The sequence below is a fragment of the Pantoea sp. Ap-870 genome (assembly GCF_011752515.1).
In the GTDB taxonomy this organism is placed as follows: domain Bacteria; phylum Pseudomonadota; class Gammaproteobacteria; order Enterobacterales; family Enterobacteriaceae; genus Pantoea; species Pantoea dispersa.
Window position 1 is genome coordinate 1 of sequence record NZ_VWXG01000002.1, and the last position, 26,049, is coordinate 26,049.

Annotated in this window: 20 protein-coding genes; 6 read left to right on the plus strand and 14 right to left on the minus strand. The window is 58.8% G+C overall.

Going from position 1 to position 26,049, the window contains the following annotated elements:
• Positions 1 to 401: 401 nt before the first annotated feature.
• The 3 genes from F3J41_RS06140 to F3J41_RS06150 all read right to left on the minus strand — a co-directional run bounded on the left by F3J41_RS06140 (position 402) and on the right by F3J41_RS06150 (position 2,510).
• On the minus strand, positions 402 to 1,202 hold the full coding sequence (locus tag F3J41_RS06140; protein WP_166710283.1) for a MetQ/NlpA family ABC transporter substrate-binding protein: 801 nt from the start codon (positions 1,200 to 1,202) through the stop codon (positions 402 to 404).
• Positions 1,203 to 1,316: 114 nt separating this feature from the next.
• A complete protein-coding gene (locus F3J41_RS06145) occupies positions 1,317 to 2,120 on the minus strand; it encodes an MBL fold metallo-hydrolase (protein ID WP_166710285.1) in 804 nt (267 codons plus the stop codon).
• A gap of 48 nt (positions 2,121 to 2,168) precedes the next feature.
• Positions 2,169 to 2,510, minus strand: coding sequence for a gamma-glutamylcyclotransferase family protein (locus tag F3J41_RS06150; protein WP_058781439.1), 342 nt, complete (start codon positions 2,508 to 2,510; stop codon positions 2,169 to 2,171).
• A gap of 214 nt (positions 2,511 to 2,724) precedes the next feature.
• Here F3J41_RS06150 and F3J41_RS06155 point away from each other — a divergent pair, with 214 nt between their 5' ends.
• Positions 2,725 to 3,744 carry an MBL fold metallo-hydrolase gene (locus F3J41_RS06155; RefSeq protein WP_166710287.1) on the plus strand — a complete coding sequence of 340 codons (1,020 nt, stop codon included), beginning with the start codon at positions 2,725 to 2,727 and terminating at the stop codon, positions 3,742 to 3,744.
• A gap of 42 nt (positions 3,745 to 3,786) precedes the next feature.
• On the opposite strand, the gene F3J41_RS06160 is transcribed toward F3J41_RS06155, so the two are convergent.
• Together F3J41_RS06160 and F3J41_RS06165 are read right to left on the minus strand one after the other, a co-directional pair.
• Positions 3,787 to 4,323 carry an RNA polymerase sigma factor gene (locus F3J41_RS06160; RefSeq protein ID WP_088517637.1) on the minus strand — a complete coding sequence of 179 codons (537 nt, stop codon included), beginning with the start codon at positions 4,321 to 4,323 and terminating at the stop codon, positions 3,787 to 3,789.
• A gap of 5 nt (positions 4,324 to 4,328) precedes the next feature.
• Positions 4,329 to 4,775, minus strand: coding sequence for a hypothetical protein (locus F3J41_RS06165; protein ID WP_031280103.1), 447 nt, complete (start codon positions 4,773 to 4,775; stop codon positions 4,329 to 4,331).
• A 173-nt stretch (positions 4,776 to 4,948) separates the two neighbouring features.
• On the opposite strand from F3J41_RS06165, the gene F3J41_RS06170 reads away from it, so the two are divergent.
• Positions 4,949 to 5,533 carry a TetR/AcrR family transcriptional regulator gene (locus tag F3J41_RS06170; protein ID WP_021509474.1) on the plus strand — a complete coding sequence of 195 codons (585 nt, stop codon included), beginning with the start codon at positions 4,949 to 4,951 and terminating at the stop codon, positions 5,531 to 5,533.
• Positions 5,534 to 5,543: 10 nt separating this feature from the next.
• Here F3J41_RS06170 and F3J41_RS06175 read toward each other — a convergent pair whose 3' ends face one another.
• A complete protein-coding gene (locus F3J41_RS06175) occupies positions 5,544 to 9,050 on the minus strand; it encodes a response regulator (RefSeq protein ID WP_166710289.1) in 3,507 nt (1,168 codons plus the stop codon).
• A complete protein-coding gene (locus F3J41_RS06180; protein WP_021509472.1) occupies positions 9,050 to 9,673 on the minus strand; it encodes a response regulator in 624 nt (207 codons plus the stop codon). Before F3J41_RS06180 ends, F3J41_RS06175 begins: the two co-directional genes overlap by 1 nt.
• Positions 9,674 to 10,489: 816 nt before the next feature.
• Here F3J41_RS06180 and F3J41_RS06185 point away from each other — a divergent pair.
• The 3 genes from F3J41_RS06185 (at position 10,490) to F3J41_RS06195 (ending at position 18,253) form a co-directional block, all read left to right on the plus strand.
• A complete protein-coding gene (locus F3J41_RS06185) occupies positions 10,490 to 14,023 on the plus strand; it encodes an autotransporter outer membrane beta-barrel domain-containing protein (RefSeq protein ID WP_104093646.1) in 3,534 nt (1,177 codons plus the stop codon).
• A 356-nt stretch (positions 14,024 to 14,379) separates the two neighbouring features.
• Positions 14,380 to 17,754 carry an autotransporter outer membrane beta-barrel domain-containing protein gene (locus tag F3J41_RS06190; protein WP_166710792.1) on the plus strand — a complete coding sequence of 1,125 codons (3,375 nt, stop codon included), beginning with the start codon at positions 14,380 to 14,382 and terminating at the stop codon, positions 17,752 to 17,754.
• A 73-nt stretch (positions 17,755 to 17,827) separates the two neighbouring features.
• Positions 17,828 to 18,253, plus strand: coding sequence for a thiol-disulfide oxidoreductase DCC family protein (locus F3J41_RS06195; RefSeq protein WP_021509469.1), 426 nt, complete (start codon positions 17,828 to 17,830; stop codon positions 18,251 to 18,253).
• Here F3J41_RS06195 and arsC read toward each other — a convergent pair.
• The 3 genes from arsC to F3J41_RS06210 all read right to left on the minus strand — a co-directional run bounded on the left by arsC (position 18,250) and on the right by F3J41_RS06210 (position 20,402).
• Positions 18,250 to 18,678: an arsenate reductase (glutaredoxin) gene (gene arsC / locus F3J41_RS06200; protein ID WP_058781447.1), complete on the minus strand. Its 429-nt coding sequence runs from the start codon at positions 18,676 to 18,678 to the stop codon at positions 18,250 to 18,252. The two genes, F3J41_RS06195 and arsC, sit on opposite strands and share 4 nt — an antisense overlap.
• A gap of 17 nt (positions 18,679 to 18,695) precedes the next feature.
• Positions 18,696 to 19,979: an arsenic transporter gene (locus F3J41_RS06205; protein ID WP_059012274.1), complete on the minus strand. Its 1,284-nt coding sequence runs from the start codon at positions 19,977 to 19,979 to the stop codon at positions 18,696 to 18,698.
• A gap of 69 nt (positions 19,980 to 20,048) precedes the next feature.
• The gene (locus tag F3J41_RS06210; protein WP_021509466.1) at positions 20,049 to 20,402 is read right to left on the minus strand and encodes a metalloregulator ArsR/SmtB family transcription factor; all 354 of its coding nucleotides are present in this window, start codon (positions 20,400 to 20,402) and stop codon (positions 20,049 to 20,051) included.
• Between the two features lie 348 nt (positions 20,403 to 20,750).
• On the opposite strand from F3J41_RS06210, the gene F3J41_RS06215 reads away from it, so the two are divergent.
• Complete coding sequence (locus tag F3J41_RS06215; RefSeq protein WP_021509465.1) at positions 20,751 to 22,046, plus strand: MFS transporter; 1,296 nt, start codon at positions 20,751 to 20,753, stop codon at positions 22,044 to 22,046.
• Here the strand turns inward: F3J41_RS06215 and F3J41_RS06220 are convergent.
• From F3J41_RS06220 to F3J41_RS06235, 4 genes are all read right to left on the minus strand, one after another.
• On the minus strand, positions 22,043 to 22,942 hold the full coding sequence (locus tag F3J41_RS06220) for a LysR family transcriptional regulator (protein WP_059012271.1): 900 nt from the start codon (positions 22,940 to 22,942) through the stop codon (positions 22,043 to 22,045). The genes F3J41_RS06215 and F3J41_RS06220 overlap by 4 nt on opposite strands.
• 142 nt (positions 22,943 to 23,084) lie before the next feature.
• Positions 23,085 to 24,200 carry a M20 family metallopeptidase gene (locus tag F3J41_RS06225; RefSeq protein WP_059012269.1) on the minus strand — a complete coding sequence of 372 codons (1,116 nt, stop codon included), beginning with the start codon at positions 24,198 to 24,200 and terminating at the stop codon, positions 23,085 to 23,087.
• A complete protein-coding gene (locus F3J41_RS06230; protein ID WP_166710291.1) occupies positions 24,200 to 24,955 on the minus strand; it encodes a glutamine amidotransferase in 756 nt (251 codons plus the stop codon). Before F3J41_RS06230 ends, F3J41_RS06225 begins: the two co-directional genes overlap by 1 nt.
• Before the next feature lie 14 nt (positions 24,956 to 24,969).
• Positions 24,970 to 26,049 (minus strand): phosphotriesterase, encoded by a 1,080-nt coding sequence (locus F3J41_RS06235; protein WP_132463775.1) that lies wholly within the window; start codon positions 26,047 to 26,049, stop codon positions 24,970 to 24,972.

Sequence of the window (26,049 nt, forward strand, 5' to 3'; positions counted from 1 at the left end):
TTTGTACCAAAAATTATATCCGTACCCTCCGACCGCACAATATGTAGCGGCGCGATTTATCGCGCTAAGTTAAACATTTCACAGTTGCCGGAATGCGCAATGAATTGCGCCGCTACGATCCGTGCGGCATTGTATTTCGGCACCACCATCCTGCACACATTGTAGCGGCGCGATTTATCGCGCTGAGTGAAACACCTCACAACTGCCGGAATGCGCAATGAATTGCGCCGCTACGATCCGTGCGGAATTGTATTTCGGCACCACCATCCTGCACACATTGTAGCGGCGCGATTTATCGCGCTGAGTGAAACACCGCACAACTGCCCGAATGCGCAATAAATTGCGCCGCTACGATGGGTGCGGTAATCCTGTTCCTGCCTGCATCAACAGGCAGGTAATCCTTACCAACCCTTAATAATATCGCCTTTATAAATCTCGTTGGCTTTATCCAGTACCGGCTGGGACTGGAACGCTTCTTTCAGCTTCTGCACGTTCGGGCTGTCTTTATTATCTTCGCGCGCCACAATCGCATTCACGTACGGCGACGCTTTGCCTTCCATAAACATCCCGTCACGCGAGGCGGATAAATTCACCAGCGCGGCAAAGTTATTATTAATGATCGACAGATAAACCTGCGGATCGTCCAGCGTGCGCGCCAGCTGCGGCGTATCCACTTCCACAATCTTCAGCTTTTTCGGGTTGTCGGTGATGTCCAGCGTGGTCGGCAGCAGACCGGCTTCGGGTTTCACCTTCAGCAGGCCCTGCGCCTGCAGCAGCAGCAGGCTACGCCCCAGAGTGGTCGCTTCGTTAGACACGGTCACGGTAGCGCCATCCGGCAGATCCTGCAGTGACTTAATTTTGCGCGAATAACCGGCAATCGGGAACACGAAGGTATTGGTCACGACGGCAAATTTATATCCGCGCTCTTTGGACTGCATCTCCAGATAAGGCAGGCTCTGGAACGCATTGGCGTCCACATCTTTATTGAACAGCGCTTCGTTCGGCTGCACGTAATCGTTAAACGCCACCACATCAACATCGAGCTGATATTTATCGTGTGCCACCTGCTTCACGGCCTGCCACAGCGCCTCATCCGGTCCGGTATTGATCGCCACTTTGATTTTATTGTCGTTGTGGTTGTCACAGGCGCTGAGCAGGGTGACAGAGGCCGCCAGCAGGGCGGTAAGCCATGTTTTTTTCATTGTTTGCAGGTTTCCTTATGTTTGCAGGAAACCGACTATAGTATACGTCCAGACGTCTGTACATCCGTGCGCGGTGCGATCGCCTGGTATTTATCCAGCGCGGCTGTGTAAGCGCTACGGCTGGGGATGTTGCAGACAGGCCAGATAGCGACGGCCCGACTGCTGCACCGCCTCATCGGCACGCGAGAGAATTTCGCGGCCGGCAAACGCGCCGTACAGGCGCGTAAACTTCACGCCCTGCAACCGCTGCAGCATGGCTGTCACCGTGGCGCCGGCCAGCGGTAACATATTGGGATAGCTCCACATAAACGAAACTGCACTGGCACCGGGCGTTACCTGCAAAATGTCGCCGCTCAGCAGCACGCCGCCGTCGTGCGCCCAGTGCAGCACCGTGCCGCCGGCAAAGTGACCGCCGAGACGTAACAGCCGCACGCCCGGCAGCAGATCACAGCTTTCGCCGTGCCAGGGCTGCAGACGGGACGATGTGCGCATAATCCACTCGCTGTCGCTGGCGTGCAGATACACCGGCGCGTCGAAGGCGTCGGCCCAGTCCTGCATGGTGCTGTAATAGTGGGGATGGGAGATGGCGATGGCGTGCAGGCCGCCGAGCGCACGCAGCAGGGTGATGGTGGCGTCATCCAGATGCGCGATGCAATCCCACAGGATATTGCCGTGCGGCGTTTGCAGCACAAAGGCGCGCTGGTTGATGGCAAAATCCGGTACGGTTTGCAGGCTGAGCAGCCCGGGCGCCAGCTGTTGCCACTGGTTTTGATGCGAGGCGCGCAGCGCAGACTGATCGATCCACTGCTGCCCGCCGGGCGGCACAAACTGGCGTTCATCCTGACAAATGCGACACTGCGTAAGGGCAGGTTGCTGCTGCTGATAAGACGTGCCGCAGGCGGTACAAATGGTGATCATGGCTTCTCCTCACAGTCCGGTGAGGATCAGTGTAGGCAAGGTGCGGGGTTAGCGCGCGGTGTCCTGCTGTGGCTGCAGCTGATAAATCCACGCCGTCCGCTGCTGGCCGTCGGACGTAGTGACCTCGACCGGCACCCGATCGTAGCCATCTTCAAACTCATCCAGCATCGGCCAGTGCAGCGCCAGCCGGTCCGAGATGAACAGATAACCCGGCACGCGCGCGCCGTGCTCATCAAGTACGATGCCGGGAAAATCGGCGGCCGCGCCCCAGCCGTTAGCATAGTAAGTGCCGGCGACCGTCCCTGCCAGCCACTCACCGCCGATGTTTTCCAGGATATGCGCATTGCACTGGCCCGGCTGCAGCGTGCCGTAAACGAAAAGCGTGTTCATTTTCCCTCGTAAAATCATGCAAAAGCGCTACTTTACCTGCCTGCTGCCGCCCTGTCATCCGCCAGAAGAAGGCCGCACCGGCAGCGAAATTCTGCGTTACCGGTGGTGCGATGGCTCGTAATGTGAGGACGCGCGCGGCATAAAACGGTTAACGTAGCCGCAGATGTTTACCGCTGCTGCCAGCCAGCTTTCTCATTTTCGAGGTATCCGCGCTATGTTGAAGGGTTCCAGCCTCTGCCGGGGTGCAATCAGGGAGTATCCGCACTCCGCCCAGTTTGATGGCAAAAAGTTTCGCAACGTCCAGCCGCGTCAGTCGCTGAGCTTTGGCGACTACCGCAAAATGCTGTGGGATTTCCTGTTCAATAAACCGAAAGATACCCAGCCGCCGGCCGCGCTGCCGGTGCAGCCCATCACGGCCGCCGCGCTGGCACAGGCCGCGCCCAACAGCGTCTTTCGCCTTGGCCACTCTTCGCTGTTGCTGAAGCTCAATGGCCAGTTCTGGCTGACCGATCCGGTATTCGCCGAGCGCGCGTCGCCCTTTAAGCGACTGGGACCAAAGCGCTTTCAGCCAGCGCCGATTGCCGTGGCCGATCTGCCGCCGATCGAAGGCATTATTTTGTCGCACGACCATTACGATCATCTTGATTACCACACCATCATGCAGCTGAAAGATCGGGTGAAGCACTTTCTCACGCCGCTCGGCGTCGGCGATTTGCTGATTAAGTGGGGTGTTGCGCCGGAGAAAGTCATCCAGCTCGACTGGTGGCAGTCGCGGGATATCGGCGATATCCATTTTGTCGCGACGCCGTCGCAGCACTTTTCCGGACGCGGCCTGTTCGACAGCAACAAACGGTTGTGGTGTTCGTGGACGCTGATTTCTGATCAGTTCCGCCTGTTTTTTGGCGGTGACTCCGGTTACTTCGACGGTTTCAAAGCGATTGGCCGGAAATACGGTCCGTTTGATGCGGCGTTTCTGGAAAATGGCGCTTACGATGCGCGCTGGGCCGACATTCATATGCTGCCGCAGGACACGTTGCGCGCGTTTCAGGACCTCAACGCGCGCTGGCTGTTTCCGATTCACAACGCGGCTTTTGATTTAGCTTTTCACCGCTGGGACGATCCGTTTACCCAAATCGTCCAGCTGGCGGCGGAGCATCAGGTTGCACTGTGTCTGCCGATGCTGGGCGAGGGCGTCGATCTGTTACAGCCGCAGTCCACCGCGGCCTGGTGGTAAAGCACGCAACCCGATGGCCGTTTGGCTATCGGGTTGTGCAGGTCAGGCAGTGAGTTCATCGTACAGGCTGCGCAGCCGGGTGCGCAGAAACAGAACCGCTTTATGTTTGCGCGACAGCAGCGCTTGCACGCTGTCGCCGCTTTCAGCGGCCAGATCCTGATAGCTGAAGCCGAGCAGCTCGGTCTTTTCAAATACCTCGCGCTGCGCAGCAGGCAGTTCCGCGAGCGCATCGTCCAGCTCTTCCCACAGTAGCGTCTTCAGATACTCATCCTCCGGCGTCTGCGCCACGCCAAACAGCGTTTCGGCAATTTCATCCTCGGGAAAATCCTCGTCTCCGGCGGCGTTGAACAGCGAGAGCTCGCGTTTTTTTCGTGACCGATCGGTGATCTCGTTGCGCGCGGCGCGAAACAGCCAGGCGCTGACGTTCTCCACCGGCTGTTCCACCTGCAGCAGTTTCCAGCTGATCTCCTGCAGGATATCTTCGGCCTCATCGTGCCGCTCGCTGCGGCCGCGAATAAAGGCGCTGAGCTTAGTGCGGCAGGCGCTGAGGGCCGCCAGCAGCCGCGAATCCTGCGCCATGCTGTTTACTCTGCATCCGGGGATTTGGCGGGCGCATCGTCCGCGGGCGGGCGCGGATCGTCACGCTGGCTGCGGCGATCGTGCCAGTCACAGCGTCCGCCATGATGACCACGGCCGCCAAACCGCTCGCGCCGCTGCTGCATAAAGGCTTCACGCTGCTCCGGCGTCATCTGCATCCAGCGTTCATGCATGCGGCGACGCGCCATGCCAAACATACCGGGATGGAAGCCCAGCCCGCCAAACAGGATGCGACACAGCACCAGCAGTCCCAGCGCCTGCCAGAAGCCAATACTTTTTACGCCGGTCAGTTCCGGCAGTAGCGCATTCCACAGCGACATCACCAGCAGGCCAAGGGCAGCAAACAGCACCACGCCGAGCAGCAGCGGTTTCGCCATACGGTGATGAACAAAGCGGTGACCACGGGGATGCTGATGCCTGTCAAAATCTCTCATTGGGGTTCCTCATTACGGTGATAAACAGGGTTGGTGATGAGGTAGACGAATCAGCGATGAAAATATTGCTGAAAAAATGAAAAAAGTGCGCGCTGCACGCCAGGCCGCTGGCTTGACTTCTTCCCTGCCTGCCAGTAGGTTGACCGATCTCTGTTGTTCTACCGGATTGCGTTATGACTGCCCGTTCCTCTAAAGCCCGCGAAATCATGGCCTGCACCCGCCAGTTGCTCACCGCCGGCGGCTATAAAAGCTTTAGCTATGCCGATATTGCCGCCCAGGTGGATATCCGCAAAGCCAGCATTCACCACCATTTTCCCGGCAAAGCCGATTTGGTGAAAGCGGTGGTGGAGGAATATCGTGCTGAGGCGCAGGCGGGCATGCAGGCGATGGATGAACAGATCAACGATCCGCTGAACGAAGTGAAAGCCTACGTCGATTACTGGGCGCACTGCATTAAAGAGGGAACTTCACCTTTCTGCATCTGCGCGATGCTGGCGGCGGAAATGCCCACGCTGCCGCCGGATGTTGCCACGGAAGTCAGCGGCCACTTCAGCGATCTCTCCGGCTGGTTAGCGCGCCAGCTGAGTAAAGGCGCCGCCAGCGGCGTTTTCCAGCTCAGCGACAGCGCTGAAAACGAAGCCAAAACGCTGATGGCCAGCGTGCACGGCGCGATGCTGGCGGCGCGGGCATTTAATAACGCCGGGATGTTTGAGCAGATTACTCATCCGCTGCTGCATAAGCTGATCAAAACCGCCTGACGGCGCACAATCAGTGCGCGCCGGCCTGGGCGGGTGTGGTTTGATTTCGGAACGAAGCTTCCATCCTGTCCACCAGCGTTAGCGCTTCCCGCAAATGCAGCAGGATAATTGCCCTGTCTTCCTGCATTTCCGCCAGCTCTTCCAGCATTTCGCACTGCTCCGTCAGCTGACGGATGCCCGTGACGCGCAGCGATCCGGTGATGCGATGAAACAGGCTGGCGGCAGTCGCGAGATCGCCGCTTTGTACCACGTCAATCGCCTGCGTCAGATCGGTGCGTGCTTCATTAATCACGATGTCGAGAAAATCCGCGATCGCGCCGGGGCTGTTGGGCATATATTTCTCGATTTCGGCAATATCCACCCAGTCAGAAAAATCATCACCGACCGACAGCGCGCTGGCGCTGTGAATCTGGCTCAGAATCGTGGTTAACTGCGCCAGCTTAACCGGCCGGAATACGCACTCGTTCATGCCCGCTTCGAGGCAGCGCTGACGCTCCGACTGCAGCGCGTTGGCGGTGATACCGATGATATAGGTGTGCTTATCTTCCCGGCGGATGTTGCGCGTCATATCCAGACCGTTCATCACCGGCATATTGCAATCGGTAATGATCACGTCCGGCTTCTGCTGTCGCCACTGCGCCAGGCCTTCTTCACCGTTGTTCGCTTCGCGGAAACTATGACCTAACAGCGTCAGCTGACGCGAAATCAGCAGGCGGTTGGCCGGATGATCGTCAATGATCAGCACATTCAGCGCGACCTGCGGCGCAGCGGGCAACGGTTCCGCGACCGGAGACGGCAGCGGGGTAGCGATATCACGCACGCTGACCGGCACGGCGACGTTGAGCACGGTGCCGACGCCGGGTTCGCTCTCCAGAGAAATGCTGCCGCCCATCAGGCGGGTGATCTCCTGGCAGATAAACAGGCCCAGCCCGGTGCCGGCGTTATCCGACAGGCCGGCCTGTTCGAACGGGCGGAAAAGCGCATTTTGCGCTGCTTTATCGATGCCGCGTCCGGTATCGGCCACCTGGATCCGCAGCTCGGTATGGCTCTCCAGCGGCGTCAGACCCACCGTAACCTTCACTTCACCCTGATCGGTGAACTTGACGGCGTTACCCACCAGGTTAGACAGCACCTGGCGTACGCGACTGGCATCGCAAAACAGATCGTCATCGCCGACCGGCAGCATCAGGTTCAGGTTGATGCCTTTTTGCCGCGCCAGGCCGTCGAAGGCACAGATCACCGGACGCACCAGCGCATGCAGGCTGACCCACTGCGGCTGCAGCGTCATGCGTCCCGACTCAATTTTCGCCATATCGAGAATGTCGCCGACGATATCCATCAGGCTGACCGCCGCTTCGTGCGCCACGCGAATCAGTTCGGTATCGGCGCGGCCTTCCTGCGTCTGCAGTTCCAGCAGGCCAATCACCGCACTGAGCGGCGTGCGAATTTCATGGCTCATGGTGGCGAGGAAGTCGCTTTTGCTCTGGCTGGCCAGCTCAGTGGCTTCGCGCGCCAGCGAAAGATCTTCCAGCAATTGCAGGTAGTCGGTGACGTCCTGCCAGCCGCAAATCAGCCCGCCGCTGCCGACTTCATCGCCGGTGTACGAGGTCATCCAGTGACGGATATGGCGCTTCTGCCGCCCGTCATCAATAACAAATTCCGCCTCTTCCGGAATGTCGCCGGGTTGGATGTTTTTGTCGATCTGCTGCCACACGTGATAGAGCGGATGGCGACAGTCATACAGCGAATAGCCCAGATGGGTTTGTTCTTCCGGGGTGAAAAACTGGGTAAACGCCGGATTGGTGTGCACGATCATCCCATCCAGCGAGGCCACATAAAACGGCCGCGGCGGACCATTGATCAGGCGATCGCGCAGCTGAATTTCCTGGCGCAGCAGCGCTTTGGTGCGGCGCGTCCGTTTGACCTGCCGCATCAGCAGCACCGCCCAGACAAAGGTGACGGCGATGATGGTGGCTGCGCCCAGCGCGCCGACATAAAACTCTTTGCGGTACAGCTTCCAGGTGTCGAAATGCGCGGCGGGCGTGGCCTGCCAGTGGGTTAATACATCGGTCATCATGCCAGCCGGAATGGCGGCCAGCGCTTTGTTCATGATGTCCTGCAGTTCCGGCTCGCTGCGGCTGACGCCAAAGGCGATAGCCGCTTCCTGCGCCGGTTTCAGCTCGGTTAAGCGCAGTTTGCCGGGATACAGACCTTCAGAGAGATAGCGCGCGCCCACCAGCGTATTAATGGTGGCGTCGGTTTGCCCATCCGCCACCCACTGCATCGCCAGGCTGGGATTGCCAACATAATCGACTGACACATCAGGATATTTTTTCAGGAACCAGTGGGAGGCATCCTGCTCGCGCACCAGCGCGGCGCGCTTTGGCGGCGCATCCTGCGCGGCGGTGTTGGTCACCAGCACTTCCGGCGTGAACATAAATGGTGTGGTCATCAAAAAGTCACGGCTGCGCTGCTGGCTCCAGATCAGCGGTGCGGCAATCGTGACATCGCCGCGTTTCATCCGCGCGGTCAGATCGCGACTGTCGCTGATCTCAACAAAGTTGAAGCTTAGCCCGGTGCGCATTTCAATCAGGTTGAGCAACTCCGGCACGATGCCGGTGATTTCGCCTTGCGCGTTTTTGATAAAGAACGGTGCCACCAGGTCCGTGACCGCCATGTTGATTTGGTTATGCGTCTGCAGCCAGGCCTGCTCGGTGGGCGTCAGCGCCAGCGGCGTGGTGACAAAGCGCGTGATGTTGGCGATATCCCAGCGTGCGGCAATGATCTCACCGGCCGCGTGGCGCTGCAGGGCGTCAAACGCAATGCGCATCGCCCGCGCCAGCACGTGTTCTTTACTGTTGACCACAAAGCGATACGGCGAACTGAGATCGGGCAGAATGTGATCGATGGTTAGCGTATTCAGATAGTTGCGTTCAATCAGGTAATAGGCTTCCACCGCCGGCACATCGGCATAGGGCAGGGTGCCCATCGCGACCTGCGGCAGCTGGCTGTAGGGGGAGGTTATCGCCGGGCCAGGTAAAAACTCCTGACCGGCCAGTGGGTTACTGCTGCTGCGCACCACCCGCACCGGGCTGGCTTTCAGCGCGGTTACGCTGATAGTGTCGTTAACATGCGCCGGCACCGCCTCACCGGCCGGCACAAATATCATATCCAGCTCTTCGCGCGCCAGCGCGGCAAAGGCTTCGGGCGCGGTGTCATAATGTTTGACGCGAAAACTGATACCCAGGCTGTGCAGCGCAGCGTAAGCCGCATCGGGAATGTAGCCAAACACTCTTCCTTCAGGATTGGTGCGCAGCATCGGTGGCCGATCCGGCCCATAGATGCCAATCACGCTGTCGCGCTTTTGCCCCAGCCAGTGCCAGTCGCTGTCATTGAGCATCGGCGCGGGCATCGCCGGCAAATCGTTAGGCTGATAGTTAAGCTGCTGCACCGCCGCGCGCAGTGGGGCGACCAGCAGCAGCGCGCAGCACAGCGCGCACAGGAAAAAAAGTCGCATCAGTTAATCTGGTTCCGGCGGGTGAAATCGAGTAAATCCTTTTGATTTTTCAGCGATAACTTTTCCATCAGTCTGGCTTTATAGGTACTGACCGTTTTATTGCTGAGCTTCATGCGGTTGGCAATTTTGACAATCTCGGTGCCTTCACCGAGATAGCGCAGCACTTCATATTCGCGATGCGACAGCAGCAGCAATTTGTCGCTGTCCTGCACCAGTTGATCGCCCTCCGCCTGGTGACTCAGGCGCAGCGGGAAAAAACCATAGCCGGAAAGCACCGCGTCAACGGCTTGTGCCAGGTCGTTCAGATTGTTCTTTTTACTGATAAAACCATTGGCACCTGCTTTTTTACTCTTATAGGCGTAAAATTCCGCGTTTTTCCCGCTCATCACAATCACCGGAATTAATGAGCCCGCGGTGCGAAGATTCCTGACCGCTTCAATACCATCAATGCCGGGCAGATCTATATCAATAATTGCCGCATCGGCGCCATTCTCTTTGATCAGGCTAAATATATTGTCGCCATCAACAGCCTCTGCTGAAACACGATGCCCGGCATTTTCCAGCACCAGTCTTATCGCCACGCGCACAATGGGATGATCATCAACAATAACAAAGTTAGCCATACGCACTGCCTTTCTCTTAATTAAACTGAGTACGCTCGTTCAAAAGCACACTTATATAATGTCATCTTAATCAACTCAAGATCATTCTGTACATGGGCATTTATTTTTAAATGTAGTCCATAACTTACAGCTGATTACTGGCTGTCTTATTTACAACGATAAAATCTCGCCTGCGACTTTTCTGCTTAGCATAAAGATTATTCACTAAGGATAAACGGCGCGAATTTATTAAACTTAAGTGCTGAAGATTAAAGGTTCGTAAGTTTTTAAAAAGTTAACATGACAACAGAGGGTGGCAAGGTTAGCGCTTTAATAACAGCGACTTACCGTAAATCTTTAAATGTTTTATGTTATGGGTAAGTTATGAGATCTGCATCAGGTGAATTATTTGATAAATAAATTAGTCGTTGTTGTTATATTTAGGTAATAAGCCGAGTGTGCATCAATTCGGGTAAATGAATAAACGCTGAATTAACCACGCTGCATTGCGGGTTGCAAAGGGAGACGTGGCGTTTATTCTCTGCGCACTCAGGTTGCGCGGAAGCATTGTTTTTGAATTATTTAAATTTCAAGGTGAGTAAACCTGTAGTCCTCAGCCTACAGCGTAATCTGATGGTTTTTATTTGTCTGGCGATTAGTTTTGAGACAGGTCTTAAAGAGGTTAAGACCTGTCTCAGCGTTAGAATTCAGCCCAATCCCGTAGCTTTAATTATTTTGCGGCATCAGGTGAAGGAGAAAATTCCTATCGCATCGCCGCCGTTTAAACCGTTACGTCGTATCCGTCCGGGTTCGACATAATCAGAATCAGGAAAAATCATGAACAAAAATTATCGTGTTATCTGGAATTACGCCCAGCAATGTTATGTCGTGGCCTCGGAACTGGCACGCGGCAAAGTGAAGTCTTCCTGCTCTGGTGCAGCGACAAATAAATCATCCCTGATTATCGGCGCGCTGGGTTCAGCGCTGCTGCTGGCCGGTTCACCGGCGGCGCTGGCAGATAATGGCGCGACTGCAACAGGACCGGAACAAACTCTGAATCTCAGCAACCAGACGTTACAGGCGACGGGTAAAGATCATTACGGGTTGCTGGTTGAGAGCGGCGCTAAGGCCAGCGCCACGGATGTAACGGTATTAACTGATGGCGCTGATGGCTACGGTGTATTCTCCACGCTCGCTTCTTCTGATATTCAGATGACACGCGGCAGCGTGCAAACCACGGGCGATGGCGGCTACGGCGTGGTCGCCAGCCTGACCGGCGCATTTAAACTTGATGGCACCCGTGTAGAAACCAGCGGAAAAAACGCCTACGGCGCATACGCTTCTTCGGCCGGAATCATTAATAGCCAGAACGCAGACTATATAACGCACGGTGACAGTGCTTATGGTGTTTATTCCCGCGCTGCGGGTACGCTGATCGATATTACAGGCGGCAGCGTCACCACCAGTGGCACTAAAGCTTATGGTCTGGTGGCGGGTTCCGGCGGCAGACTTAATGCCAGCGATGTGACCGTTATTACCCAGGGTAACGATTCATCGGGTGTTTTTAGCAACCTGGCCCGCACGGAAGTCACTCTGCAAGGCGGCAGCGTCACCACCAGCGGCACTAAAGCCTACGGTCTGGCGGCGGGTTCCGGCGGCAAACTCAGCGCCAGCGGCGTGCAGGTGAACACCAGCGGTGACCAGTCGAATGGCGTAACTGCCAGCAATGCCGGTACGAAAGTGAATCTGGATAACAGCAAGGTTACTACCGCCGGAGCCAGTGCATTTGGTCTGTATGCCAGTGGTGCTTCAACGTTGGATGCCAGTAATGTGCAGGTCACTACCAGTGGTGATAAGGCCTATGGCGTAGTGTCCGAAAGTGCCGGCACTGCACTGACTTTCACGGGTGGAGAAGTGACGACTGGCGGACAAGGTGCATATGGCTTATATGCCAGAACTAATTCAACTCTTAACGTCGGCAACGTGATAGTCAACACCGCTGGCAAAAATGCGCACGGCGGCTACGTTACTGGCGAAGGCTCTGTACTGAATGTGGACAACAGTTCGTTTGTTGTCAGTGGCGCAGAAGCTAATGGCCTACAGGCGGACGGAAAATCGACGCTTAATGCCACAAACACCGCGATTGAGATTACGGGCGACGGCTCAGGCACTTACGCATCGGGAACAGGCACGGTGCTGAACCTGTCCGACAGTCACATTCACATGGGGCAGAATGCCGGAAACGCAGCACTGGGGAAGTATAACAGCACGACCAACCTCAAAAATGTTGAAATCATCACTGACGCCAGTAATGCTGCTTTGGCAGTGGGTTATGGCGCTACATTAAACAGCGATAATGTTAACGTGCAGGCGCGCAGCGGGGGTTTTGGCATTCAGGTCCAGGATGGCAGTACTTTCAGCGGTAATAATATTACAATTCAAAAAAGTGGCACGGACTCTGAAGGGTTTAATGCTGCAATAAATATGACGAATTTATATTATCCTGATGCACGGAATACTCTTTCCCTGAGCGATTCAGATATCAATGTATCCGGCGAAAATGCCACCGGCATTCTTTCCAGACGACAGGCCACGCTGGCGGACATTAAGCTTGCGAATACCACCATCACCGCCACTGACGGCACCGCCGTCAACGTGCTGACCGGCACCGATATGCATATCGACGCCGACAACTCGCTGCTGAGCGGTAGTACGCTGCTGAAAACCGGCTATGACACAGCAGAAGGTTCGACCGCCGGCTCGGTGGTGCTGAACGGCAGCAACCGCTCGCTGTTCATCGGTGACGTGGACATTGACCGCAGCCAGACCACCGCCAGCCAGATCAACCTGAGCGGCAGCTCGGCGTGGACCGGCGCGTCATCCGGCCTGCAGACGCTGACGCTCAGCGACAGCAGCCAGTGGAACATCATGGATAACAGCAGCGTGGATGCGCTGACGGCCAGTAACAGCGTGATCAACGTGGCGCACAACAACGCGAACTTCACGGTGCTGACCGTCAACGGCAACTACACGGCGGACAACGCCACGCTGGTGATGAATGCGGCGCTGGGCGGCGACACCTCGGCCACCGACCGGCTGCACGTGCTGGGTGACGTCAACGGCAACACCGACGTGGTGGTGAACAACGCCGGCGGCAGCGGCGCGCAGACCATTCAGGGCCTGCAACTGATTCAGGTGGACGGCGCGACCAACGGCGAATTCCGTCAGAAAGGGCGTATTGTCGCCGGTGCCTATGACTACAACCTGGTAAAAGGCGCGGATCAGCACGGCTGGTATCTGGTGAGCGACAAAAACGGCAGCGAAACCGATCCGGTTAACACCGATCCGGTGACCGCACCGGGCGAAGGCACCGGCGGTGACATCATCGCGCCGCCGGTGGGGCAGCACAATATGATCGTGCGCCCGGAAGCGGCGAGCTACAGCGCCAACCTCGCGGCGGCCAACACGCTGTTCGCCACCAGCATGGACGACCGCCCGGGCGTCACGCAGTACACGGACGCGAACGGCCGGCAGCAGCACACCCGCCTGTGGCTGCGCAACAGCGGCGGCCACAACCATCAGAAAGACAGCAGCGGCCAGCTGAAAACCGACACCAACCGCTACGCCATCCAGCTGGGCGGCGACCTGGCGAGCGGCACGCTGACCGGCACCGACAGCCTGCGCCTCGGCGCGATGGCCGGCTACGGCAACGCGCAGAGCAAATCGCGCTCGGCGGTGAGCGGCTATCAGTCGCGCGGCCAGGTGCACGGCTACAACCTGGGCATTTACGGCACCTGGCAGCAGAACGCGGCCGAGCGCAGCGGCGCATTTATCGACAGCACGCTGAGCTACAGCTGGTTCGACAACAGCATCAAGGGCGAGGACGTCGGCGAGGAGTCCTACAAGTCGAAGGGCATCCTGGCGTCGCTCGCCGGCGGCTACAGCGCCGAAGTGGCGACGCTCTCCGAGTCGACCGGCTTCTGGCTGCGTCCGCAGGCGATGCTGAACTGGCAGGGCGTGAAGGGCGATGACCTGACGGAAGGCAATGGCACCCGCGTGCGCGGCACCGGTGAAGATAACCTGCAGAGTCACGTCGGCGTGCGCGCCTCGCTGCGCTCTGCGCTGGAGCAGGGGCGCAGCGTGGAGCCGTACGTCGAGGCCAGCTGGGTGCACAACACCCGCGCGCTGGGCACCTCAATGAACGGCGTTACCATCCATCAGGCCGGCACGCGTAACGCCGGTGAGCTGAAGCTGGGCGTCGATGCCACGCTGAACGCCAACGTCAACCTGTGGGGCGGCGTAGCGCAGCAGCTGAGCAGCCATAGCTACAGCGACACCAGCGCCATCGCCGGCGTGAAGGTCAGCTTCTGATGAACAACGGCTCCCGCAACGGGGGCCGTTTTTTTTTAGCCCGCCCGCGTTCTCCGCTTTTGTTTACTGCTCACCTGACGTGTTAACACAGAATTAATTGATCTGGAACATAGCGCGGCGACTTACTTTTTGTAGTCCTGCGACTACAGCCGTATTCCGGTGCTCTCATATTCACCTTTCCGCGATTTTGCGAATATTTTCCCATCAGCCGCTCTGGCAGAGATTAATTAAGGCCGGTAAGACAGCGCGTCACCGTAAATAGTTTGATGGCTGTTTCTTCCGTGCCTGCCCGTTAATAACCGCTTATTCCGCTTATTGCCGGAAGGGATTGCTTTAACCTGAATCAGGAAAAGAATATGAACAAGAGCTATCGCGTTATCTGGAATTATGCCCTGCAATGTTATGTCGTCACCTCGGAACTGGCGCGCGGCAAAGTCAAATCATCCTGCTCCGGCAAAGCGGCGAATAAATCAGCACTGATCGGCGGCGCGCTGGGCTCGGCGCTGCTGCTGGCCGGTTCACCGGCGGCGCTGGCCGCCAACGGTGCCACCGTCAGCGATCCGGCGCAGCCGGTTGAACTGAATAATCAGACGCTGCAGGCGACCGGCGACAAATACTACGGGCTGCTGGTGCAGAACGGCGCAAAAGCCACCGCCACCGACGTGACGGTGCTGAACGCGGGCACCAGCGGCTACGGTGTGTTTTCCACCGCCGGCGCTGCCTCTGCGGAGATGACGCGCGGTAGCGTGACCACCACCGGCGCCGGCGGCTACGGCATCGTGGCCAGCGTGACCGGCGCGGTGAAGACCAACGGCACAAAGGTGGAAACCTCCGGCCAGACCGCCCACGCCGCCTACGCCTCTTCGGCAGGTATCATCAACAGCACTGACACCGACTATGTCACTCACGGCGACGGCGCGTACGGTGCTTATTCCCGCGCAGCGGGTTCGCTGATCGATCTGACCGGCGGCAGCGTCACCACCAGCGGCAATAAAGCCTACGGCCTGGTGGCGGGTAACGGTAGCAAACTCAATGCCAGTGGTGTGGCTGTTATCACCCGTGGTGACGATTCATCGGGAGTTTTTAGTAATTTGGCCAGCACAGAGGTCACTCTGGAAGGCGGCAGCGTCACCACCAGCGGCATCAAAGCCTACGGCCTGGCTGCGGGTTCCGGTGGCAAACTTAACACCAGCGGCGTGCAGGTAACCACCAGCGGCGACCAGTCGAATGGCGTGACAGCTAACAATGCCGGTACGGAAGTTAATCTGGATAACAGCAAGGTTACAACCGCCGGAGCAAGTGCATTTGGTGTTTATGCCGGCGGCGCTTCAACCGTAAGCGTCAGTAACGTGCAGGTCAGCACCGCTGGCAAAAATGCTTACGGCGGCTATGCCAGCGGCGAAGGTTCAGTACTGAATGTGGATAACAGTACGTTTGCGGTCAGTGGCGCAGGTGCTAATGGTCTGACGGCGGATTCAAAATCGGCTCTTAATGCGTCAAATACTGCGATAAAAGTCACTGGTAACGGCATGGGCGTGCTGGCGTCAGGAACCGGAACGAAGTTGAATCTCTCCGACAGCCAGATAGAAACGGGACCTGACGCTTCAATCGCGGTCCATGCCAGATATAGCAGCACCGCGAATCTGAAAAATATCGACATCATTTCGGACGCAAAAAGCGCAGCTGCCCTGGCTTCAGCTTTCTCCGCGACAATGAATGCTGAAAATGTTTCCGTGCAGAAGCGCAGCGGCGGTTACGGTATTGAAGTGCAGGACGGTAGCACATTTAATGGAGATAAGATTACCATTGATAAAACGGGTTCTGATGCTGAAGGATTCAACGCAGCAATCAACTTAGTGAACTTACTTCATCCGGATCTGAGCAATAGCCTGTCCCTGACCAGTTCAGAGATTAATGTTTCCGGCGAAAACGCCACAGGTATTCAATCGCAGTATCAGACAACGCTGGCGGATATAAAACTGGCGAATACCGCCATCACCGCGACCGACGGCACCGCCGTCAACGTGCTGACCGGCACCAGCATGAACATTGACGCCGACAACTCGGTGCTGAGCGGCAGCACGCTGCTGAAAACCGGCTATAACACCGCACAAGGTTCAACCGCCGGCTCGGTGGTCCTGAACGGCAGCAACCACTCGCTGTTTGAAGGCAACGTAGACATTGACCGCAGCCAGACCACCGACAGCCAGATCAACCTGAGCGGCAGCTCGGCGTGGACCGGTGCGTCATCCGGCCTGCACACGCTGACGCTCAGCGACAACAGCCAGTGGAACATCACCGGCAACAGCAGCGTCGACGCGCTGAGCGCCAGCAACAGTACGCTGAACTTCACCCACGACGGCGCCGGCTTCAGCACCCTGACGGTCAACGGTAACTACAGCGGCGACAACAGCACGCTGGTGATGAACGCGGCGCTGGGCGACGACAGCTCGGCGACGGATAAACTTCACATCCTCGGCGACAGCAGCGGCAGCACCGACGTGGTGGTCAACAACGCCGGCGGCAGCGGCGCGCAGACTATCCAGGGCCTGAACATCATTCAGGTGGACGGCGCTAACAACGGCGAGTTCCGTCAGAAAGGGCGTATTGTCGCCGGTGCCTATGACTACAACCTGGTGAAGGGCGCGGATCAGCACGGCTGGTATCTGGTGAGCGATAAAAACGGCAGCGAGCCCGATCCGGTGGTGACGCCGGGCGAAGGCGAGGGCGGCCAGATCGTCGAGCCGCCGGTAAATCAGCACAACATGATCGTGCGTCCGGAAGCGGCGAGCTACAGCGCCAACCTGGCGGCGGCCAACACGCTGTTTACCACCGGCATGGACGACCGTCCGGCGGAAACCTTCTTCACCGACGCGAACGGCCAGCAGCAGAGCACGCGCCTGTGGCTGCACAACAGCGCCGGCCACAGCCGGGTAAAAGACAGCAGCGGCCAGCTGAAGTCCGACACCAACCGCTACGCCATCCAGCTGGGCGGCGACGTGGCGAGCGGCACGCTGACCGGCAGCGACAGCCTGCGCTTCGGCGCGATGGCCGGCTACGGCAACGCGCAGAGCAAATCGCGCTCGGCGGTGAGCGGCTATCAGTCGCGTGGCCAGGTGAACGGCTACAGCCTGGGCGTGCACGGCAGCTGGCTGCAGAACGCGGCAGAGCAGAGCGGCGCATTTGTTGACAGCTCACTGAGCTACGGCTGGTTTAACAACAGCGTGAAGGGCGATGACATCGGCCAGCAGTCGTACAAGTCCAAAGGCATCAGCGCGTCGCTGGCCGGCGGCTACCGCGCACAGGTGGCGACGCTGAGCGACAGCACCAGCCTGTGGCTGCGTCCGCAGGCGCAGCTGAACTGGCAGGGCGTGAAGGCGGACGACGTGAAAGAGCAGAACGGCAGCCGCGTGCAGGCCACCGGTCAGGACAACCTGCAGAGCCGCCTGGGCGTGCGCGCCTCGCTGCGCACGCTGCTCGACCCGCAGTCGCAGAGCGCCATCGAGCCGTACGCTGAGGCAAACTGGCTGCACAACAGCAAGGCGTTCGGCACCGCGCTGAACGGCGTGAACATCGAGCAGGCGGGCACGCGTAACGCCGCCGAGGTGAAGCTGGGCGTGGACGCGCGGCTGAACGCGAACGTCAATCTGTGGGGCGGCGTGGCGCAGCAGCTGGGCAACCACAGCTACAGCGACACCAGCGCGGTGGCGGGCGTGAAAGTCAGCTTCTGATAAGTGACATATAATAGAACCGGTGGGGCGTGTCGCCTCACCGGTTTTTTTGTATCTGCAATGCGGAGGTCAGGTGTCATCATCTGTGCAACCCGAGTCCGGCCAGCCGATCATCCTTTATGATGGACAATGCAAGCTGTGCAATGCCTGGGTGATTTTTCTGCTGCGCCACCGCCTGCCGCGCGATTATCACTTTGCAGCGATCCAGAGCGAGCGCGGCAAACAGCTGCTGCAGCGCGCCGGATTACCGCACGATAACATCCGCACCATCGTGTTACTGCGCGATGGGCAGCACTGGCTGCGCGCGCAGGCTATCTGTCGCATTATGCACTCGCTGCCCTGGCCGTGGCGCGCCTGCGGCGTTCTGCGTTATCTGCCGGACGGGCTCACTAATCTGATCTACAACCTGATTGCCCGCAATCGCTATCGCCTGTTTGGCCGTTATGACCAGGTGCACGCGATTGAAGCAGATTATCCCGGACGATTTCTGACCGACTAAAGACTGACGCGCCGGCCCTGCGCATCAATCACCACCTCACCATCCTCTTTAGTAAACGGACCGCGCTGCGCATCGGGCAGGATATCCAGCACCTGCTCAGAAGGACGGCACAGACGCGTTCCCAGTGGCGTCACCACAATCGGGCGGTTGATGAGAATCGGCTGCGCCAGCATGGCATCCAGCAGTTGCTCATCGCTCAGCGTTTCACGTGCGGGCCCCAGCGCCTGCCAGGCGTCGGTGTTTTGGCGCACCAGCGCGCGCAGGCCAATCCCCATGGCGTCGATCAATTGCTGCAATGTTTCACGCGTGGGCGGCGTAACCAGATAAAGCACAATGGTGGGCTCGACGCCGCTGTTGCGAATCAGTGCCAGCGTATTGCGCGAGGTACCGCAGTCCGGGTTGTGATAGATCGTAATGTTAGTCATTCTCAGTCTCTTAACGGTCAAAGGGAAAGGCGCAGCGCCAGCGCTGCCAGCGTCACGGCCAGCACCGGTAACGTCAGAGTGATGCCGACGCGAAAATAGTAGCCCCAGCTGATGCGAATCTCTTTTTGCGCCAGCACGTGCAGCCACAGCAGCGTTGCCAGACTGCCAATCGGCGTGATTTTCGGGCCCAGATCGCAGCCGATAATGTTGGCGTAAATCATCGCCTCGCGCACCACGCCGTGCGCCGAGCTGGCATCAATCGCCAGGGCGCCCACCAGCACCGTCGGCATATTGTTCATGATGGAGGAGAGCAGGGCGCTGAAGAAGCCCGTGGCAAACGTTGCGCCCCACAGGCCGGTCGCAGAAAAATTATTCAGCAAACCGGTGAGCCAGACGGTCAGCCCGGCGTTGCGCAAACCATACACCACCAGGTACATGCCGAGCGAAAACACCACAATCTGCCACGGCGCGCTGCGCAGCACTTTACCCGTGTCAATCACCTGGCCCCGCCGCGCCACCAGCCACAGCATCAGTGCACCTGCGGCGGCCACGGCACTCACCGGTACGCCCAGCGGCTCAAGGGCAAAAAAGCCAGCCAGCAATAAGAGCAGCACCAGCCACCCCGCGCGGAAAGTAGCTCGATCCCGAATTGCCGCCGCAGGCGACGTCAGCCGGGCGCGATCGTAGCTGAGCGGTAGCTCTTTGCGGAAAAACAGGTGCAGCATCAGCAATGTCGCCAGCACCGCCGCGAGCGTGACGGGTATCATCACGGCGGCGTAATCGCCAAAGCCGAGCCGGAAATAGTCGGCCGAGACGATGTTAACCAGATTGGATACCACCAGCGGCAGACTGGCGGTATCGGCGATAAACCCGGCCGCCATGACAAACGCCAGCGTGGCCCCCCGGCTGAAACCCAGCGCCAGCAGCATCGCGATCACGATAGGCGTCAGAATCAGCGCGGCTCCGTCATTGGCAAACAGCGCGGCGACTGCGGCGCCCAGCAGGATAATAAAGGAGAACAATTTTTTACCGCTGCCACCGCCCCAGCGCGCCACGTGCAGTGCCGCCCAGGCAAAAAAGCCGGCCTCATCAAGCAGCAGGCTAATGATGATCACCGCGATAAAGGTGGCGGTGGCGTTCCAGACAATCTGCCACACTGCCGGGATATCGCCGGGATGCACCACGCCCGTCAGCAGCGCCAGAAGCGCGCCGGCGCTGGCGCTCCAGCCAATGCCCAGCCCGCGCGGTTGCCAGATCACCAGCAGTAAAGTAATGGCGAAAATAGTCCCTGCCAGTAACAAGTTTCCTCCGGAAAGTCAGGTTGTGTTCGTTTCATATGTGAAAAATCGAATATGTATGGGTAAAATTTTTTACAGACACACCGCCCGGCCATCGGTGGTCAGCTGGTCGCGCTGCACCGGCAGCAGCAGGGCATGGATCGCATCGCGCTGGCATTGCCATGCCTGTTCGATCACCGTCGCTGCCCACACCGGCATATGCGGCGAAAGGCGATAGTGGATCCACTTGCCGTCACGGCGATCGCTCAGCAAACCGCTGTTGCGTAACAGCGCCAGATGGCGGGAAATCTTCGGCTGCGGCAGTTGCAGGATGGCAGACAGCTCGCACACGCACAGCTCCTGACGTTCTTTCAGCAGCAGCACCAGCGTCAGACGCGTCTCGTCGGAAAGGTTTTTAAACAGCTGCAGTGGCGTTAGCGGCGACATAATCCCTCCTGAATGGAAAGCAAACAGTGTGGTGCGGCGACGTGATGAAGTCAACTACATATGCGAAAAAAGAGATGTGTTTATCCTGTGATGTGGCAGGCTCACCGTGAGCGGCTTGAAGCTGGTCACAAATCTGTATTGTGGTGCCCGCGGGCCTGAGCGGAGTAAAAACGGGGCTGGCTTTGTTAACTCATTGTTAATATTGAGGGTGGCCCGTTGCCGGCAGCGATTAATGCGCCGCACGCATCACGCCATGCGTTTATTGCGCTTATTAACCTTAACGTTCTGATCCAGTCTTCCGAAGCAGGCGCGATTGATAACAGCGCCAGGGACAAACTGGAGATACTTATGCATTCCTCTGCCTTACCGATGACCACCCGAGCCCGGGTTGGCGCTATTTTCCGCGTCACCTCCGGCAACTTCCTCGAACAGTTTGATTTCTTTCTGTTCGGTTTCTATGCCACCTATATCGCGCACACCTTTTTCCCCGCCAGCAGCGAATTCGCGTCGCTGATGATGACCTTTGCGGTGTTTGGTGCCGGCTTCCTGATGCGGCCGATTGGCGCGATTGTGCTGGGCGCTTATATCGATAAGGTTGGCCGGCGCAAAGGGCTGATCGTCACACTGTCGATCATGGCGGCGGGCACCTTCCTGATCGTGCTGATTCCGTCGTACCAGTCGATTGGCCTGTGGGCGCCACTGCTGGTGCTGATTGGTCGTCTGCTGCAGGGCTTCTCGGCCGGGGCAGAACTGGGTGGCGTGTCGGTTTATCTGGCAGAGATTGCCACGCCGGGGCGCAAAGGTTTCTACACCAGCTGGCAATCCGGCAGTCAGCAGGTTGCCATCATGGTCGCGGCCGCAATGGGCTTCGCGCTCAATGCTGCGCTGGAGCAGAGCGCCATCAGCGCCTGGGGCTGGCGTATTCCGTTCCTGTTTGGCTGCCTGATCGTGCCGTTTATCTTTATTCTGCGCCGCCGTCTGGAGGAGACGCAGGAGTTCAGCGCGCGCCGTCATCATCTGGATATGCGTCAGGTATTTAGCACGCTGTTGCAGAACTGGCCGGTGGTGATTGCCGGGATGCTGATGGTGGCGATGACCACCACCGCGTTCTACCTCATTACCGTCTATGCGCCTACCTTCGGCAAAAAAGTGCTGATGCTGAGCGCCTCGGACAGCCTGCTGGTGACGCTGCTGGTGGCGATCTCCAACTTTATCTGGCTGCCAATTGGCGGTGCGCTGTCGGACCGCTTTGGGCGTAAACCGGTGCTGCTGGCGATGACGCTGCTGGCGCTGGCGACCGCCTACCCGGCACTGACGCTGCTGGCGCAGACGCCGACCTTCAGCATGATGCTGAGCGTGCTGCTGTGGCTGTCGTTTATTTACGGCCTGTATAACGGTGCGATGATCCCGGCGCTGACCGAAGTGATGCCGGCAGAAGTGCGCGTCGCCGGTTTCTCGCTGGCCTACAGCCTGGCAACGGCGCTGTTTGGCGGCTTCACGCCGGTGGTGTCTACCGCGCTGATCGAATACACCGGCGACAAAGCGTCACCGGGTTACTGGATGAGCTTTGCGGCGATTTGTGCGCTGCTGGCGACGCTGTACCTGTATCGCCGCCGCGCGCTGACGTTGCAAACCGCGCGTTAAGCGTGATGAGACTGTTCGATAATCAGCTTTTCCAGTTCCGCAGCGACGTAAGATTGCATACGTCCGCTGCGGCGAATTAATCCCACCGAACGGGTGACCTGCGGATCGGTCAGCGCCAGCTGGCGCAGCAGCGGATGCCCGTTCGCCGGCATCGACATCGCGGGCACGGCAGCAATGCCGATGCCCGCTTCTACCATCCCCAGCAGCGTCGTGACATGGCGCGTTTCGCAGATGCTTTGCCGGGCGGGCGTAATGTGCGCCAGCGCGTTGTCCAGCAGATTGCGGTTACCGGACACTTTATCCAGCGCCACATAATCCTGCGCAAAATACTCCTGCCAGCTGAGCTGCTGGCGCGTCGCCAGCGGATGATCGTGGCGACAGGCGGCGACGTAAACATCTTCCACCAGCGGCGTGAAGGTGAGCTCCGACGGAAGATTGCGCGCAAAGCAGATACCGAAATCGGCCTGTCCGCTGCTGACTGCATCCATCACGTTGCCGACGCTGCTGTCTATCAGCTTGATGCGCACGCGCGGGTAACGCGCCTGAAAGCGGCGGATCACCTCCGGCATAAAATAGTAAGCGCCCGAGGGCACGGTAGCGACGGTGATCAGGCCGGTGCGATCCTGGCTGGCGCGCTCGACGTCGGCCAGCATCGATTCGACATTATCCAGCAGCTGCTCCGAGCGCTGAGCAAAGTTCTGGCCATACAGCGTTAGCGTGACGCGCCGCGTGGTGCGGTCAAACAGCCGGGTGCCGAGCGCCGCTTCCAGCTTCTCAATTCTGCGGCTGAGCGCTGACTGCGACAGGCAGATTGACTCCGCCGCCAGACGAAAGTTGCCGTACTCCACCAGCGCGCGGAAGGCGTAGAGATCGTTGAGGTCAAAATTGACGGGCATAACCGCGACTATCCTGCGTAATAACGCCAGCACACTGCGCCGCTGACGTTAAAAAGTTGTTATAGCCGACGAGTGTAACAGGCTGCAGGGCGTTTCCGGCGGCGCAGAGGGAAAAAATCCGCTTTTAGCGCATCAGCGGCACTCAGCGCATCCATTCAGCGATGAGCTGCCCGTAAATCTGCTCAGCCTCGCTCAGACGGCTCACCAGGCAGTATTCATCAGTCTGGTGCGCCTGCGTCGGCTCACCGGGACCGAGAATAATGCAGGGCAGATCGCCGAGCGCCGGCATCAGCAGTGAGGCATCGGTAAAATAGGGCACGATGCGCGCTTCCGCAGGTTGCTGCGTCACGGCTTCGCAGGCACGGTACACCGACTGAATCCACTGGTGCCGCTCCGGGCTCAGCACCGCTGGCAGATCGACCAGCGTGCTGATGTGCACGCTGTCACCGAGAAAGGTCGCCAGCTGCTGGCGAATCACCGCGTGTTGCAGGTTGGGCGCGCTGCGGATATCCACATCAAACGCGGCGCGGTCAGGCACCGAGTTGATGTTGAGGCCGCCCTCAATGCGGCCGACGTTCAGCGTCGGCTGTTTCATCAGCGGATGCGGCGCGCCCGGTGAAAAGTGACGAATTTTACCCAGCGCATCAGCCGCCAGGTAGATGGCGTTGATACCCAGCTCCGGCATGGCTCCGTGCGCGGTTTTGCCACGCGTTTCGCAGCGCAGCCACAGCGCGCCTTTGTGGCCGATCACCGGCTGGTTGGCGGTCGGCTCGCCCACGATCAGCGCGCCAATTTCAGGCAACTGCCCGGCCGCGATCAGCGCCTGCGCACCATGGCAGCCGGTCTCTTCACCGCCGGTCAGCAGCAGTACCACGCCGCGCCCGGCAGCAATCGCCGCTTTATGCTGCACGCAGGCCAGCACAAACGCCGCTACCGCCGCTTTCATATCGCTGGCGCCGCGCCCGTAGAGCCGGTCGCCATCAATGTCGTGACCAAACGGATCAAACTGCCACGGCTGATTACCCAGCGGCACGGTGTCCAGATGGCCGGTAAAGGCCAGCGGTTTGCCCGGCATCTGGCCCGGCAGGCGGGCGATCAGGTTGGCGCGCTGCTCGCCAAACCCCGTCAGTTCGACAACGAAGCCCTGCTCTTGTAGCCACGCGGCGAGGAATTGCACACAGGCCAGCTCATTGCCCGGTGGATTGATGGTGTCAAAGCTCAGCAGCTGCTGCGCCAGAGGCAGTGAGCGCGCTGGCATCAGTCACGCTCCGTCAGCCAGTCGAGGCAGTTGATCCACAGCTGGCGATAGCCCGGCCAGCGGCTGAACTCTTCCGGCAGCCAGTGAGCTGACATGTCACTGGTCCACACCAGCGAGCGGCCTTGCTGATATTCGCGCACCGCCAGCAGCGGATGGCCGGTGCCCGCCACGGTGGCCAGCAGCGTGCCTTCCGGCTGCATCTCTACTTCGTTGTAACCGAGCAGCCACGGCCAGTCGCCGGGAAGATCGGTAACCACTTTGTGTGACGTTGTCACCTCAGCGTAACTGCCTTCCGGCGTTTCGATACGGTCGTCCCAGGCCAGACAGCGCACCGGCAGCACTTTCTCCACCAGCGTATTGCGATAGCGTGCGCCGCCGTTAATCCCCTGAAAACTGTAATAGCCGCCTACCATCATTAATGCGCCACCCGCGGCAACATAGTCGTGAATCAGCGCCAGGCGATTGGGCGTGCGCCGGCTTTTCAGCCAGGTGTCCGGATGCAGCAGCAGGGTATTGGCACCGATATCGGACAGTATAATCACGTTCCAGCGCTGCAAATCCTCCAGCGTCTGCGGAAAATCGGTGGCGGCGGCGTGGGCCGGCATATGCGTGACGGCATAGGCGCTCTCCTGCAGCGAGGCGAGAAAATCCGCCGCACCGCTGTGCCAGGTGGCGGTAGCAAACTGATCAAAGCCTTTTACGTGCGTTGCGGTACTGGTCCAGGATTCACCGACCAGCAAGACGTTCTTTTGCATGCCAACTTCTCCGTTTATCCGCCAAACACCCGTTGCGGATTAGTGATCATCAGGGTTTCGAGTTGTTCGCCGCTGACGCCATGACGTTTCAGGCGCGGCACAAAATGTTTGAGGATGTAGCCATAGCCGTGACCGCCGTAGCGCGTCAGCATGGTTTTCAGGAACACGTCCTGGGACAGCAAAATCTGCGGCAGATAACCATCGTCGATCAGTGCGCAAATGGCGCGCGCGTTCTCCTCATCGGACGGTGACTGCGCCGATTCGTCGGCGTAGTAGTAGCTCATGCCGATCATGTCGTATTCGAGGAACACGCCGCGATCCGCCAGCTCGCGCTGGTAGGTTTTGTCGGCAAAGCTGGGGTTCATGTGACACAGCACGGTGTGGCGCAGATCGGCGCCTTCCTGCGCCAGAATATCCAGCACCTTATGGCCTAGCCGCTCCCAGCCCGGCAGATGCACCTGAATCGGTACGCCGGTGGCGGCGCTGGCGCGTCCGGCGGCACGCAGCGACTTCTCTTCATCCGGCGTGAAGCGGCTGGAGATGCCGATTTCACCGATCAGCCCGGCCAGGACCTCCGGCTTCTCCGGCAGTCCGCCGAGGTCATAAATCAGCTTGTCGGTCAGCTGTTCCACGCTGATGGTTTTTACCCACTCCGGATGCGACGGCTCCAGATACAGGCCGGTGCCCATCACAATATTCAGGCCGGTGAGACGGGCGATGCGCTGCAGCGCTTTGCCATCGCGGCCGATGCCGATATTGGTCGGATCGATCACCGTTTCGCCGCCCAGCGCGCGGTATTTCATTAGCTCGTCAATTGCGGTGTCGACGTCAAACAGCTGGCAGTTGTCGCGGCTCATCAGCGGGTTGAGTGACAGCTCGCCGAGGTTTTCGATGCGCACCGGCATTTCAGCAATGTGGCGGTCGCTACAGCAGCAGGGCGGCACCCATTTACCGGAGGCATCCAGTAAAATGTGCTCGTGCATCAGCGTGACGCCCATCTCCGCCACCGGCAGCGGACCGAGCACCGTCATCACCTGACCGCTGCTGACGCCGAGCGGCAACGGATCCGCATGGCGAAAAATTGATCCTTTCAT